Source organism: Nucisporomicrobium flavum, assembly GCF_016464385.1.
Taxonomy (GTDB): Bacteria; Actinomycetota; Actinomycetes; order Mycobacteriales; family Micromonosporaceae; genus Actinoplanes; species Actinoplanes flavus_A.
In genome coordinates this window covers 42,497-58,261 of the sequence record NZ_JADMLH010000023.1, presented here as the reverse complement: position 1 = coordinate 58,261, position 15,765 = coordinate 42,497, and the positions used below count along the sequence as shown (strand labels likewise).

Annotated in this window: 8 protein-coding genes; 4 read left to right on the top strand and 4 right to left on the bottom strand. The window is 68.7% G+C overall.

The window, feature by feature from the left end; translation table 11 throughout:
- The first annotated feature begins 33 nt into the window (after positions 1 to 33).
- Positions 34 to 999, top strand: coding sequence for a hypothetical protein (locus IT780_RS36075; protein ID WP_199516340.1), 966 nt, complete (start codon positions 34 to 36; stop codon positions 997 to 999).
- Between the two features lie 86 nt (positions 1,000 to 1,085).
- Positions 1,086 to 1,670 carry a hypothetical protein gene (locus IT780_RS36070; RefSeq protein ID WP_199516339.1) on the top strand — a complete coding sequence of 195 codons (585 nt, stop codon included), beginning with the start codon at positions 1,086 to 1,088 and terminating at the stop codon, positions 1,668 to 1,670.
- Here the strand turns inward: IT780_RS36070 and IT780_RS36065 are convergent.
- Entirely contained in the window at positions 1,585 to 2,835 is a 1,251-nt protein-coding gene (locus IT780_RS36065) for a S8 family peptidase (protein WP_199516338.1), read from the bottom strand. The two genes, IT780_RS36070 and IT780_RS36065, sit on opposite strands and share 86 nt — an antisense overlap.
- Positions 2,836 to 3,214: 379 nt before the next feature.
- Between IT780_RS36065 and IT780_RS36060 the strand changes: the two genes are divergently transcribed.
- Entirely contained in the window at positions 3,215 to 12,430 is a 9,216-nt protein-coding gene (locus tag IT780_RS36060; protein WP_307831555.1) for a LamG-like jellyroll fold domain-containing protein, read from the top strand.
- Positions 12,431 to 12,457: 27 nt separating this feature from the next.
- A complete protein-coding gene (locus IT780_RS36055; protein ID WP_199516336.1) occupies positions 12,458 to 12,994 on the top strand; it encodes a suppressor of fused domain protein in 537 nt (178 codons plus the stop codon).
- Positions 12,995 to 13,016: 22 nt separating this feature from the next.
- On the opposite strand, the gene IT780_RS36050 is transcribed toward IT780_RS36055, so the two are convergent.
- Genes IT780_RS36050 through IT780_RS36040 form a run of 3 tightly spaced genes read right to left on the bottom strand, consistent with a single transcriptional unit; the run spans position 13,017 to position 15,657 of the window.
- Positions 13,017 to 13,673, bottom strand: coding sequence for a response regulator (locus IT780_RS36050; RefSeq protein WP_199516335.1), 657 nt, complete (start codon positions 13,671 to 13,673; stop codon positions 13,017 to 13,019).
- Positions 13,670 to 14,824: a sensor histidine kinase gene (locus IT780_RS36045; RefSeq protein WP_199516334.1), complete on the bottom strand. Its 1,155-nt coding sequence runs from the start codon at positions 14,822 to 14,824 to the stop codon at positions 13,670 to 13,672. The genes IT780_RS36050 and IT780_RS36045 overlap by 4 nt, the downstream gene beginning before the upstream one ends.
- The gene (locus IT780_RS36040) at positions 14,821 to 15,657 is read right to left on the bottom strand and encodes a CPBP family intramembrane glutamic endopeptidase (protein ID WP_199516333.1); all 837 of its coding nucleotides are present in this window, start codon (positions 15,655 to 15,657) and stop codon (positions 14,821 to 14,823) included. Before IT780_RS36040 ends, IT780_RS36045 begins: the two co-directional genes overlap by 4 nt.
- Positions 15,658 to 15,765 lie beyond the last annotated feature (108 nt).

Here is a 15,765-nt window from a genome sequence, read left to right as displayed (position 1 = left end):
ACTTTCCGATCTTGGCGTTCCAGGGTGGGGGCCATGTCCGTCACCTGGCCCGACGAGGTGCAGTCGGTGTTCGCCGGCGACCTGGTCACCGTCTCCGCCTACCTCACGCCCGCCGGCGGCGCAGTCGTCGTCCCGGTCAGCCCGATCGGGCTGGTCGACCGCGAGGCCGGCAGCCTCGCCCTGACGACGTCGCTCGCCTTCCCCGCCAAGGTGCGGCGCCTGCTCCAGGAGCCGCGGATCGCGATGGCGTACCACACGCGTGACCAGGGCTTCGCCACCAGCTCACGGTTCGTGCTCGCCCAGGGCACCGCCGTCGTGCCCGCCGAACCGTCGCCCGAGCGGCTGGCCGTGGTGACCGAGCAGGCCGAAAAGTTCTTCGGCGACCTGCCCACCGGCCGGTTCTGGACCTGGGCGATGCGCGAGTACATCGAATACCGGCTGATCATCGACATCCCGGTGAGCCGGATCGTGAGCTGGCCCGACCTCGCTGCCGCCGGCACGCCGGAGGTGTTCGGCGCCGTCCCGTCCGGGCCGCCGGAGCCGCAGGACCCGCCCGCCAAGGGCACCGGCCCCCGCGTCGACACCGCGAAGGTCGCGCGGCAGGCCGGGAAGATGCCGCACCAGGTGATCGCGTACCGCGGCGGCGACGGCTACCCGGTCATCGCACCGGTACGGGTCACCGGCCACAGCGACCGCGGCCTGCACCTCGACGTCACCCCCGGCCTCCTGCCCCCGGGCGGCCGCCGCGCCGGGTTCGCCGCGCACGCGTTCCGCCCCCAGGCGGCCGGCGTGTCCAACCGCGTCGGCACCGGCTGGCTCGAGGTCACCGAAGGCGCGGCGGTGTGGGCGCCGCACACGGCCGGCGGGTTCAGCTCGCCGCCCAACAAGACACTCCACCTGCTCGGCAACGCGCTGCTGTCCAAGTACCTGATCCGCAAACTCCGCCGCGACGGCACCCTCGACGCCCTCGACCGCCTGCGCGCCGAAGCCCTGTCCTGAGCCGCCACTCCGCGGCTACGTGGATCACCGTCGAGTCCGGACAGAGCGGCAGGCAGGCTTGAAGGGCTCGATCACGGAAGGCCGGTGTGGCACAGTTCTCGCACGTGGGGCGGATCGAATCAGGAAACTGGAAGACGAAGGTGCGAAGCCAGGTGCGCGCGCCACGCCATTGGCTGGCCATCGGCATCGGGACGGTTGTGCTGGTTGCCGTCGGCGCGTGGCTGTTGTGGCCGGACAGCAACGCAACCTCGCAGTCCGCGACGCCGGTTCACAACGTCGGAGGCAACTTCCGTGCCTGCCTGCTCGCCGGGACTGACGGGGCTACCGCCTCGCAGGCGTCCGCCGATGCGGCGATCTGGACCAGTTTGACCCAGGCGGCGGTTTCGGGCCGGATCAACGTGCAGCGTTTCCCGGTGCCGACATCCCCGGCCGCCGCCGCGATGCCGTATGTCAACGGGGTCGTCGTGCAGCACTGCGATGTGATTGTGTCGGGCCCGAGTACGGCCACGGTGGCGACGAAGGCGGCCAAGGAAAACGCTGCTCAGCAATTCCTTGTCGTCGGCGTGGTCACGCAAGGCCGCAACGTCACCTCGGTGGCGGCCGGCGAGACCCGCCCTGCGACGATCGGCGAGATGGTTCGGGACCGGATCGTGCAGATCGCCGGTCAATGATCGGCTGTCGGGGACGGCGCCATCGGCGGAGTGCCATACCGGCTCCCGCCAGTGCCGCAAGGCCAACGCTGCCGTAGACCACCAGGAGCAGCGGTCCGGTTCGCCCGCGATGTGGCTCACGCGGTTGAACCGCTGCGGCCGCTTGGGGCGCCTCGAACAGCGGATTCGCTGTATCGGGGGAAGGCACCTCGGTGGTCAGTGCCCGGCCGGCGTCCATGATCCCGTAGCCGACCTCGCCGGTGCGATCGGCGGCGTGATCAGCGGTGCTGGTCAACCGAGTAATGATCTGTGTGGCGCTTTCATTTCGATACCGGGAGCGCAGCAGGGCGGCGGCTGCGGCGACATGAGGCGCCGCGAAACTGGTGCCCGTGACAGTGACGTACGACCCCTGGCGGCCCGTGGTGTAGATGTCTACCCCCGGCGCGGTCAGGCCGATGTAGCTTCCGGTTTCACTCTTGGCCCAGCGATGGCCGTTCACGTCGGATGCGGCCACAGCGAGGACTCCGGGCAGGGCAGCGGGGTACTGGGGCGAGTTGCCGTCCAGGCCGTCGTTTCCCGCGGCGGCGACAACGACGATGTCCTGGCGGATCGCTTCGGCCACCGCGTCGCGAATCTGTGGATGAATGATCGGCGTGCACAGCGAGATATTGATGACTCTTGCGCCATGCGTTGTGGCGTAGTCGATGCCCTGCGCGACCGCGGTGAGATCGCTTACAGCGCCGTCGGCGACGCGAATCGGAAGGATGTCAGCTTCGGGGGCGAGGCCGGTTACGGCTGCACCGGCCCGGTTGCGGCCGGTTCCGGCGATGATGCCGGCGACTGCCGTGCCGTGCGAGTCCGGCGACACGTCCAGCCGGCCGTCCGCGGCGTGACCCGTGAAGTCGGCGCCGGGCAGCACTCGCGTACCGAGATCCGGATGGCCGGCGTCCACACCGCTGTCCACGACGGCGACCGTCACGCCGTCACCCTTGCTGCGCTCCCAGAGGCGGGGGCCGTTCAGGTGCTGGGTGTCGAGCGCCCACTGTCGAGCCGCCGGCACCGAAGGTGCGGCTGACGCCGGCAGAGAAGTGACCGCAATCCATGCCGTGGCAACGGCAGCCAAGCAGAGACGCCCGAATCTCACCACGTCACGATAGTGAGCAGAACCCGAGAAGCTGTGTGGCATGTCTCACACATTTAAGGCTCCGTAAAGACTCCCATGAATGGCACTGTCCTCGGTGGACCGCCATCGATCACGGCGACTCCGTCGATGGTCCTCCACGGTTGGTCCTGGTCTCTTGCGGGGGTTTGTTGTGGCGTTGCTGAGTTCGCGTGCGTGCCGGGTCGCGCTGTCGGCGTTGATGGTGACCACGCTGATGGTGACGATGGCCGAGGTTCCCGCCACCGCGGCGCCGACCCCCGGTGCAACGGCTGCCACCCCGGACACTCCCGACCAGGTGTGGGGGACGGCGGCCGGCAAACCGCACCGGGTAGCGGCCACGGAAACAGCGCCGCGCAAAGGTGCGAAGACGGTGGGTGGCCATCCCCGACGACCTCGTGGGTCCGTGCCTCAGTTCACGACCCATCGAGCGAAAACCCGGGAGAAGGACTCGGGATCCACGGTGCACCGCGACCCCGTGGTGAAGCAGCACCCCGCGCGGCGGGTACGCGGCTTCGATCCCGCGTCGAGCAAGCCCCGGCCCGATCTGGGTTCGGCGACGACGACCGTCTTCGAGAACGCCGACGGTACGTTCACGGCCCAGATGCACCGCATACCGGTCAACCGTCGGACCGCCGACGGCCAGTGGGTCGCCGATCCGACGCTGGCTGCCTCGGCCAAGGCCGGCGGCGCGGCGCAGGCGGCCGGCATCACCAACCCGACGGGTTCGCGTACGACGTCCGACAGCACCTACGTCAAATCAGGTGTCACCCAGAATTTCAGCTCCGACAACGCCCTGTACGTGGGGGCGCACGAGGGCTACCGCTACAACTCCTTCATCAAGTTCGACGGGTTCGCGAGCCAGTTCCCCAACGCCTACGTCGTCAGCGCGAAGCTCTATCTCGACACTGAGTATTCGGGTCTCGGGAGCCTGCAGACCTGCGAGTCGACTCCGGTGAGCGTGGCGCCGGTGACCAGTTCGTGGAGCCCCACGACGTTGAAGACGTTCCCGGGCCCGAGCACCGGAGCGGTGATCGGTACGGGCAGCTGGGCCGCCGGCGTCAACTGTGCCCAGGGTAGGCAGTGGGGCGCAGTGCCGTTGAATCCGCGGACGCTGACCAACTGGGCACACGGCTACGCGCCCAACTACGGCTTTGCGGTCACCGCTGCCTATGCCGAGGCGTCGTGGAAGGAGTTCAACCCGGACAACGCCTACCTGTCCATCGAATACGCCGCAGACGGCGCCGGCGCCTCGTACGCCGAGACGCTCTACACCTCACCGTGGAACAACAAGACCGGCTGGGCGAACGTCACCATCCAGAACGAGGGATCCGCTACCTGGACTCCCTCCAACGGCTACCAGCTCGGATACCAGATCTACACGGTGGCCAACGGCACGCGGACGCTGTTCTCGACGTCGAACTATCTGACGCCGATGCCGAAGACGGTGGCACCCAACAAGTCCGTCTCGGTCACCGCCACGTTACCCGCACTGACCCCCGGCAAGATTTACGAAGTCTGCTGGGACATGGTGCACAGCGGCCAATACTTTTCCGGGCTGGGCATCCCACAGACCTGTTACGCGCTGGACGTGGTCAACAACGCGCCCGTCGTCGACGCGTTGTTCCCCTACAACAACTCGACGCAGTTCACGCTGACGCCCGCTCTGTCGATGTCCGCCCGGGACGTCGACGCCTACCCGGGCAACGCCCTGACCTATACCTTCAACCTGTACGCGAACGGCTCGTCCACCGTTCTGGCGACATCCGGTTCCAGTACCGCCTCGACCTGGGTCGTGCCCGCCGGCAAGCTGGCGTGGGGTGGCGTCTACTTCTGGTCCGCCCAGGTCAGCGACGGCAACAAGGCGTCCGCCTGGTCGCAGCCCGCATACTTCACTGTGCCGGCGCCCGCGCAGCCGTTGGTCACCGGGCATCTCGGGGTCGTGGCGGCCGATGCGACGGTGCAGGGTGTGTCGCCGGCAGCGGGTAACTACTCGACGCAGGCGGTGGACGCTTCCGTCCCCGGTATCACGGTCGGCCCCCAGTTGGAGATCCGCCGGACCTACAACAGCATGGATCCCCGGCTGGCGAACGCCTTCGGCAGCGGGTGGTCGTCGTTGCTGGACATGCGCGTCGTGCCGGACTCCGACGGTTCCGGCTCCGTCGTCGTGGTTATGCCGGACGGCCACGAGGAACGGTACGGGCGGAATCCCGACGGCAGCTACACCCCGCCGCCCGGTGGACGACGCGTGCTCACCGATCAGGTCGGCACCGACTACACCTATTACTGGGTGAGGGATCCGTCCGGTCTCACCTACACGTTCCGGGCGGCGTCGACCGACCTTGTCACCGGCACGCCCGTCGTGCGGATCTCCGAGGTCTCGGACGACGACAAGCATGTCGTCCAGTTCTCCTACAAATCGGTGTCCGTCCCGCAGCCCTCCGGTGGCACACAGGAGTACTGGTTGCCGTCGGACATGGACCGCGACCCGAATGACTGGTGGGGCACGGGCTTGCTGAGTGCCGTCAACTTCACGTGGGGCAGCGCGCAGATCGCCACCAGCACCGGCGCCACGGTGGTCGTTCCCCACATCAGCGCCGTGACGCTCCAGCAGAACGATCTGCGTTACCGCACATGGAGCTACGGCTACGACACCCAGAACGCCCTGACCTCGGTGTGCGCTCCGGCGGCTCCGGACTGTACGCGGTACGGCTACACCACCGGCACCAATTCCGGGTCGCGATTCACCTCCATGGTCACGGACTCGAATCCGAAGGCGTACTGGCGGCTCAACGACGCCCCCGGGGCCACGCGAGCCGTCGACAAGGTGGCTGTCAATGTCGGCACCTACGACGCCACCCTGAGCAACGTCACGCTCGGGCAGCCCGGCGCTTTGGCCGGTTCACCTGCCACGTCCGCCGGTTTCAACGGCTCCAGTTCCCGGATGGCATTGCCGGACAATCTTGTGGCCGGCAGCAACCCGACGGTCGCCATGTGGTTCAAGACCACCCAGGCCGGCGGGACCCTGTTCAGCTATCAGGGCAAGCCCGCCGGTACGACGGCCACCTCCGATTTCGTACCGGCGATCTACATCGGCACGGACGGCAAGCTCCGGGGACAGTTCTGGAACGGCTCTCTGTCCCCCATGACCTCGCCTGCCGCTGTCAACGACGGGAAATGGCACTACGTCGTCCTGTCCGGGGCAGCCACGAACCAATATCTCTATCTGGACGGGGCGCGGGTCGCCACGCGCAGCGGAGGAACCATCGCGGCCAGCGGGATGCCGTACGTCACGGTGGGCGCAGGCCAGCTCGGCGGCGGATGGCCCGCCATTCCGGCCGGTAACGCCCTCGGCTGGTTCTCGGGACAGGTCCAGGACGTCTCCTTTCTCAACCGTCCCCTCGGCCTGCCGGCGGTCCAGCAGCAGTACGCGGCAGGGAGGGTCGCCGTTCGCGAGCTGACGACGAACACCCTTCCGTCCGGCAAGACGGTCGCCACGATCGGTTATGACGTGGTGGGGGACCGAGTCACGTCCCTCACCACCGGCGCCGGCGGTACCTACCAGTTCGGAGCTCCGGTCACGACCGGGTCGACCGGCTACTACCGCGGTGCCGTCGTGAGCACGCGCCCGAATCTGGGCTACCCGATGAGCGAGGCCTCGGGAACGATTGCCGCGAACTCGCTGGGACTCGACCCTGCGGACGACGATCCGAAGGACGGTGTCTACAACGACGTGGTTCTCGGCGCCCCAGGCATCTTCGGTGCTTCGGGTGACACCGCCGCGGCCCTGAACGGGAAGTCGTCCTACGTCGCGCTTCCGTCGAAAGCGATCGACGACACCACGGGAAGCGCCTCCGCCGTGCTGTGGTTCCGCACCACCACGGCCGGCGGGGTCCTGCTGTCCTACCAGTCCGGGCCCATCGGCACGACCTTGACCGGCAGCTACGTACCGGCGCTCTACATCGGCAACGACGGCAAGCTCCGCGGGCAGTTCTGGGACGGCGCGCTGTCACCGATGGTGTCCGGCAAGGCCGTGAACGACGGCGTGTGGCACATGGTCGCGCTGACCGCCTCCGGCAGCAACCAGACCCTGTGGCTCGACGGGCAGAGCCAGGCCACCCGCACGAAGAATGCGATCACGGGTCAGGCTGCGAGCGCCGGCCTCACCACGGTCAGCATCGGGGCCGGGTACATCGCCGGCGGCTGGCCCGCGCAGCAGGCGGGTAACCCCCAGGGGTACTTCGACGGCCAGATCGCCCAGGCCGCCCTCCACACGCTGGACATCGACAAGGTCGCCCCCGGCGCGGCCGCGACGCTGTTCCAGGCCAAGGGATCCGCCACAGCGCCGACCCCGGCGACCACGGTGGCCATCACCGAACCCGGAGGTGGCCGAGCCACGATCACGCTCGATCCGGGCAACGGTATGCGGACCACAGCGGTCACCAACGCGCTGGGCCAGACGACCGGCTATACGTTCGACACGCGCGGACATCAGACGAGCGTCACGGACCCTAATGGGCACACCACCAGTCGCGTGTACGACACCAACGGCAACGCGATCCAGCGCACCACGTGCCAGACCGCCGGATCCTGCCAGACCACGTACAGCAGCTTCTTCTGGAACGCGGCAGACCCGAGCGACCCGACCAACGGCAAGATCCGCTACTCGGCCGACGCCCGGGCCGGAAGCACCGGTACGGCGAACACCGCTTACCGCACGAGCTACACCTATACCCCCGCAGGACGGGTTGCGACGGTCACCGGCCCGCCGACCGCCGAGGCGCCCGCCGGCCGGACCACGACGTACACCTATACCACCGAGTCCACGCCGGCGATCCCGAACGCGCCGGGGCAGTCCCTGACGGCGCCACCTGGCCTGCTCGCTTCCGTCAAGGATCCCCGCGGGCAGGTCACCTCGTACCAGTACTACGACGACGGGCAGCTCGGGACCGTCACGGAACCCTCGGGTCAGGTCACCCGGTTCGACTACGACGTCTACCGGGGAACCCTCCTCAAGCAGACGGTCACCTCGGACGCGTACCCGGCCGGCCTGCAGACCTTCTTCAGCTACGACGATCAGGACCGGCGCCTGACCCGGCGGTCCCCCACCACCACCGACGCCGTGACCGGGCGCGTGCACACGCCGTACCAGACGCTCAGCTATGACGCCGACGGGAACGTCAGCACGGACTCGACCGCCGACTGGGGACAGCTCACCGAGATCTATGTCGCGGACGGCAACGCGCTCGTCAAGAAGGTCGTGCCGGTGGAGGGCCAGACCGGCCTCGACCCGACCCGCACCACCACCTACACGTTCACGGCGGGCAACCAGTTGGAGTCCGTCACCGATCCGCTCAACCGCCGGACCAGCTACGGCTACGACGGCTTCGGTCGCAACACCAGCCGGACGGCAGCGGACGGCACCGTCTACCGCTACGGCTACTCACCCGTCGGTGACCTGGAGACCACCACGCTCGTCGGATGGACCGGAGACCCCGCCGCCCCGACCGCCCCGACGGACCTCGTCCTCGAGTCCCGGGCCTACGACCCCGCGGGCCGCCTCGCCTCCGCGACCGACGCGATGGGCCGCACCGCCAGGTACACGTACTTCGACGACGATCGGCTGCAGTCGGTCACCGATGCGGCGGGGACCGCGGATTCCGTCGTGACCGCGACGTACACCTACGACGCCGCCGGCCACCAGGCCTCGGAATGTGCCAACTGGACGCCGGAGGACGGCTGCAGCCGGCTGACCCAGTACACCGTCGACGCGGCGAACCGCATCACGAAGACGGTCGTCGACCCGTCCGGTGTCAACGTGTCGACCAGCCGTACGTTCGACCGCAACGACAACGTGCTGACCGAGACGCTGACCGGGGGCGGGGAAAGCCGCCTGACCACCTACGGGTACGACACCGCGGGACGCCTCGCGTCCCAGAAGGTCACCAACGGCTCAAAGACCCTGACCACCACGATGGCCTACGACCAGCGTGGCTTGCTCACATCCCGCACCGATCCGCGCGGGAACGAGACCGGCGCCTCGCCCGCCGCCTTCACCACGACATTCCGGTACGACGAGGCGGGTCGGCGAATCAGCGTCACGACCCCGCCCGCCCCCACCGAGAACGTCGGTGGCACGTCGGTGTCCGCCGTGGCGACGGCCCTCACCGGCTACAACACCTTCGGCGACACGGTCGAGACGCAGAGCCCCACCGGCATCATCGAGACGAACACCTATGACACCGGCGGTCAGCTCAAAGCCACGGCCTGGCCGCCGTACAAGGCGCCCGACGCGGCCGGTCCGGTTACCGCAGTCGTGCAGTACGGCTATGACGAGGTCGGTCAGCTGAAGAAGCTCACCGATCCGCTCGGCCACGACGTGTCCTTCACGTACGACCAGCTCGGCAACCGGGTCGCGACCACGCGGCAGGACGGCCGCGTGAGCCGGACCAGCTTCAACACCGTCGGCGAGGTGCTGTCCACGACCGACGCGACGGGCGCGCGTACCGAGGCCACCTACAACGCCCTGGGTCAGCAGATCACCTCCACCCAGATCGTCCGCAAGCCCGCACCGGCCGCGTACACCGCCACCTATGGCTACAACGCGGCCGGTCGGATCGAGTCCGTCAAGGATCCGCTCGGCAAGACGACCCTCCAGACCTACAACAGCCTCGATCTGCTGAAGACCGTCACGGATCCTCTGGGACACACGACCCGGTTCGACTACAACCTCGTAGGCCAGCCCACGAACCGGCTTGCGCCCGACGGCACCGCCTCGGTCAACGTCTACGACCAGGCCGGCCGGCTGACCGCCGTCAAAAACCTCGACAAGGCCGGCGCAACGCTGCGAACCGTGACGTACGACTACGACGCCGCCGACAATCAGGTCACTGTCACCGACCCCCGCAACAAGACGGTCACGTTCGACTACGACGCACTCAACCGGGTCAGCCGTCAGGTGCAGCCCGGCAGCCCGGGCCAAACCATCACCACGACGTTCGGGTACGACGCCGACGGCCACCGGACCCGCTACACCGACCCGAACGGCAACATCACCACCTACACCTACAACGTCCTCAACCTGCGCGAATCGAAGATCGCCCCGAGCGTGGCAGGGAAGACGGCCGCCGCCGACCGCACCACGGTGACCCGATACAACGCCGCTGGTAGCCCCATCTCGGAGACCCGGCCCGGCGGTGTCACCACCACGAACACCTACGACGACACCGGCCGCCTCCGGATCCAGACCGGCGCCGGAGCCGAAGCGGCCACGCCCGATCGCTCCTTCGACTACGACGACGCGGATCGCCTGATCACCGCCAAGGCGGGCGCCACCACCGAGACGTTCACGTACGACGACCGTGGCTTGATGCTCACCTCGAGCATGCCCGGGTGGAATTCGTCGTTCGGCTACGACGCCGCGGGCCGCGTCAAGAGCCAGACCAACCCCTCCGGTACGAGCACCTTCGACTACGACGACGCCGGGAACCTGGCCACGCAGGTCGACGCGCTGAGCGGCAAGACCCTCACTTTCGGCTACGACACGGTCGACGCTCTCAAATCGATCAGCTACGGCGCGTCCGGCCCCACCCGCGCCTACGGCTACAACGATCTCCATGAGCTGACGTCCGACGTCCTCAAGAACGCGGCCGGCGCCACGCAGTCCTCGGTGACCTACGACTACGACGACGCCGGGCACGTCGAGTCGAAGACGACCACGGGCTTCACCGGGAGCGCCGCCAACACCTACACCTACGACGACGCCGGACGGCTGGCCTCGTGGACCGCCGGGTCGGTGACCACGCCGTACACGTACGACCCTGCCGGGAACCGCACCCGCGCCGGTCCCACGACGTACGGGTACAACGAGCGCTCCCAGCTCACCACGGCGACCACCGGCGACAAGACCGCCACGTACACGTACACCAGCCGGGGCACCACCGCGACGGTGTCCGCGAACGGGTCCACCACCACGTACGGATCGGACGCGTACGACCAGCAGGTAACGGCCGGCAATGCGACGTACGGCTACGACGCGCTCGGCCGTCTCACCACGCAGACCACTGCGGCGGGGACGCGCTCGCTCACGTACGACGATCTGACCAACACCGTCGCGAGCGACGGCACGCAGACGTTCAATCACACGCCCGGCGGAACGGCCATCTCCGTCCGGGAGAACGGCAACAGCGCCTTCACCAGCGTCGACCGCCACGGCGACGTGACGGGCAGCTTCGGCCTCAGCAGCGGCACGCAGCTCAGCTCCGCCACCTACGACCCGTACGGCAACGTGGTCGCGAGCAGCGGGAACCGTCCTCGGATCGGCTACCAGGGTGGCTGGACCGACGTCACCACCGGCTTCGTGAACGCGGCCTCTCGCTGGTACAACCCCGCCAACGGCGCGTTCACCAGCGCCGATACCCAGGAGAACGCGCCCGCGCCGGCGGTCAACGCCAACCCGTACGCATACGGCAACGACGACCCACTGGGCAACAGCGACCCGACCGGACACGATGCGTGCAGCGCGCAGATGGAAGCCGCAGCTCGCATCCTCCGGGACAGAGCCAGGGTTGCCGCGGCATTGCTGCTCGGCACGCTCTTGATGGAAGCGCACGCCCGTGCAAACTTCCTGTCCTTCATGCGCCTGGCCCGGGCCCGGCAACTCCAGAACGCCCGGGAATGGGCAGCTCACGAAGCCGGGCTCAACGCCTACATCCGGTCGTTCAACGCTTCGGTCCGGGGAGGCTTCGGCAGCTCCGGCCACTCTTACTACGGCCCGTACCGCTCCGGAAGCAGGAGCGCCTCGGCCTACGACGCAGGCATGACGGGACTCCAGAACTCCCGCCCTTCGAAGGGTGGCTTCTCCATCACTCTCATCAGTGAGAACGTCGGATGGGGACTGTTGGGAGTCGCTGGGGTCGGCTTGGCGATCGCCGCGTGGCCCGCCACGGTCGCTGGAGCGGGGGCCGCGGCAGCCATCGGAGTGGCTGCTGACTATGCGCTCGCGGCGTCCGACAGCAGCTGCACCGCCGCCAATGCCCCGCCCAAGCCCAAGGATGTTGCACCGGAACGCGGCAAGGGACCTGCCAAGGCGACCGGCCAGACGAACTTCGCGAATCAGGCCGATCCGGGGCTGCCCGCTTCGGTGACCGCTCCCGACAACGCACCCGAGGCAGATGCCCTCGCCGCCCCCGCACAGGCCCAGCTCGACGATGCCTGCTTCACTGGAGCGCTCCAGCGTTCGGACGGGACTCGCTCGGCCGGAGTGTGGGAGTGTGGTGCCGGGGAAGGTGAAGGGCCGGAGTCGGCGCCGCAGGATGAGTCGCCTCCGCCCTATAATCGCGACGAGTACGACGACGTGCCTGAGGGTATGCGTAACCACATCCTCACGAATGATCCGGTGTGCCTGTACTGCCGCGATGCTCGGTCAACTCAAGTGGACCATATCTATCCGCTGAAGGCCGACTGGCTGAGCGGTGGATACAAGGATTCCCGGGAAGTTCGCAGCGCCCGAGTGAACGCTGAGAGCAACCTCGCCGGTGCGTGTGGACCGTGCAATGCGTCGAAGGGGGCGAGGGAGTTGTGGGTGACCTGGCTGCCGCCGATGTTCCAAGAATATTTCTGAGCGGGCCAAGTGATACGGACGGAATTCATGTCGCTTCGAGATGCCGTGGCAAAACACTATTCAACGAAATTTGGCGAGCCGGCCGAAGTGCGGCCATACAGCAGCGGCGACGCTGACATCGCAATCTCGAAGTGGGATGTGTCGCCGAGCACGGGCGGAACGAGTCTTTACTGTACGAACGGCTGCTCGGTATTCCGGGACGACGAGGGAAAGTCGGTGGAGATTCTCGTCGGCCTGTTGCCGGAGTGCGACGAGGTCTACAACTCCTTGGCCGACATGGCGGGCACGATTGTCCTCGGCCAGAGCGTCCAGCACGGTGGGACGTGGAACATGGGAGGGCCGCTGTGGAAGGGCACCCAGCTGAGCTTCTTCATGACGCTGCACCAGCACACCACCCTCGATCCCCTCGACGAAGGCGACACCCACGTCGAGTTCTACAACGGCATTCTGCTGTTCGAATACGAGGCCGAGCTGAAGCGGGAAAAAGGGCTGGACGCGTTGAAGCAGCATTGGCGGGAGGGTCGCGTCAGGTTCTGGGATCCCCGGCGGCTCCCAGCCGGCTGACATACGTGGGAGGCCGACCGGGTCAGGTGACGATGCCGCGGCGGTACGCGTAGACCACTGCCTGGACCCGGTCGCGCAGGTCGAGCTTCGTCAGGATGCGGGAGACGTACGTCTTCACCGTCTCCTGGCTGATCACCAACGCCGCGGCGATCTCGCTGTTGGAGCGGCCGTCCGCGATCAGGCGGAGCACCTCCAGTTCGCGGGGGGTCAGCGCGTCGTCCGCCGCACCCTCGGCCGGGCGGATGCGGGCCGCGTACCGGCCGACGAGCTGGCGGGTGACCTCCGGGGCCAGCAGCGCCGCGCCCGTTGCCACGGTGCGGATGCCGTGCAGTAGTTGCGCCGGTGGGGCGTCCTTGAGCAGGAAGCCGCTCGCTCCCGCGCGCAGGGCCTCGTACACGTATTCGTCGAGGTTGAAGGTTGTCACCACCAGGACCTTCACCGGGTTCGTGACGCCCGCGCCGGCGAGCTGGCGGGTGGCTTCGATGCCGTCGAGGATCGGCATCCGGACGTCCATCACCACCACGTCGGGGTGCAGGCGGGTGGCCAGGTCCACTGCGGCGCGCCCGTCGCCGCACTCGCCGACCACCTCCATGTCCGGCTGGGCGCCGATGATGGTCGTGAAGCCCGTCCGGATCAGCTCCTGGTCGTCGGCGACCAGCACGCGGATCGGCGCGGTCATGACGGGCTCCCGGCCGGGATGCGGGCCCGGACGACGAAGCCACCGCCCGGCCGCGCGCCCGCGTCGAACTCGCCGCCCAGCACGCCGACCCGTTCGCGCAGCCCGGCGAGGCCCCGCCCGCTGCCGCCCGGGGACGCCGCGGACGACCCCGTCCCGTCGGTGCTGACCTCCACCGTCATCTCCTTCTCGCCGTGCCGGACGTGAACCGTGGTGGGGCGGCCGTGGGCGTACTTGAGGGCGTTGGTCAGCGCCTCCTGCACCACCCGGTAGGCAGCGGCCTCCGCGCTGCCCGCCGCGGTCGTCGGCTGCCCCTCCTCGGTGAACTCGACGGGCTGCCCGGCCTGCCGGGTCTGCTCGACCAGGTCGCGCAGCTCACCGACGGACGGGGTCCGCGGCTCGCTGCTGTGGTCCGGGTTCAGCAGGTCGAGCAGGTGCCGCAGGTCCCCGACGGCGCGCCGGCCGGTGTCGGTGATCGCGGTCAGTGTCTTGTCGAGGCGCTCCGGCGCGGCGGTCAGATAGCGCGCTGCCTCTGCCTGCACCACCATGGCGGTCACGTGATGGGTGACGACGTCGTGCAGCTCGCGGGCGATGCGGGTGCGTTCGGCCGCGCGGGTCGCCTCGGCGACGTGGCGGCGGCGTTCCTCCTCCACCAGGCGGCTCTGCCGCAGCCACCCGCCCATGGCCCATGCACCGGCCAGCAGCACGAAGAACGTCGCGAAACCGGCGAAACCCTCTCCGGAACCGAGCCGGTCCAGCGCGACAGACAGCGCCGCGTACGCCGCGATGGCGACAGCCATGACGATCCGCCGGTGCCGCTCCACGTAGGCGCCGGCGGTGACCAGCGCGAACGCCAGGCCGGTGCCGGCCACCGAGTGGTAGGCGCGGAGCTGGTCGATCGCGAACCCGAGCGACACCAGCGCGAGGCAGACGGTCGGCCACTTGCGGCGTACGGCCAGCGGCAGGGTCTCGAACGCGACGGCGACGACGGCGAGCCCGTCGAACGGGCGGGCGGGCAGGTCGCCGACCTGCGTGCCGTGGTTCTCCGCCACCGGTAGCCACGAGGCGACGGCCAACACCAGCGCCAACGGGAGATCCCGGACCGTGACGTCCAAACGCCGCCACGTGTCCGGGAGCCTCCGGAGGTCGATCACTGGGAAACCATAACGGCCGGCGTCTCGCGGACCGCCCGGCGGCGGCGCGGAACGATGTGACCGCGGCGGCGCGCCAGCATCAGGAACACCACCGTCAACAGCACCCCCGCCGCCAGCGTGTAGAGGCTGCCCTCCGGGCCGAAGTCGCCGCCGGTCAGCGCGGCGGGGCCGGACATGGTCGCCTCCAGGAGGCCCTTCGAGTCGCCGTTGCCGGAGACCACGACGCTGAAGATGCCGCCGGCCGCGAAGTTCCAGCCGAAGTGCAGGCCGATCGGCACCCACAGGTTGCGGGTGGCGGCGTAACAGGCGGCGAGCATGAAGCCGGCCTCGATCGCGATGGCCGTCGCGCCCCACAGGGTGGCGTCCGGGTTCGCCAGGTGCATGGCGCCGAACACCAGGCCGGTCAGCAGCAGCGCGATCCAGGTGCCCGTACGCTCCTCGACGATGCGGAACAGCACCCCGCGGAAGAGCAGCTCCTCGGTCACCGCCGCGGCCGCCATGAACCCGAGCAGCCCCAGGGCGCCGCTCACCGAGCCGAGCCCCTTGACGTGGTAGCCGTCCAGGAACGCGATGTTGGCGATGACCGCGGCGAACATCGCGAAGCCGATCAGCACCCCGCGGGTCAGGCGGGCGGCGGCGCCGGTCCGCGTCAGCTCCGTCACCTCCCGGCGTTCGGTGCGCCCGACCACCCAGCGGTAGACGAGGACCGCGAGCGCGGCCGTGACGATGCCGAGCACCAGCGTGAGCCACGGGTTGCCGGACACCGCGTTGACCGCCTGACCACCCACGGCGGCGATCGCCACCACCGCGAGCAGCTGCTTGATGAACCTCATGACGCCTCCTTCGTGACCCGCGGCCGGGGCGCCTGGGGTCACCAAGAAAGTTATGGATTTCCGGGCCGGGAATCGTCACCGCGCGGTGGACACTTCCGGGTAGCTCGC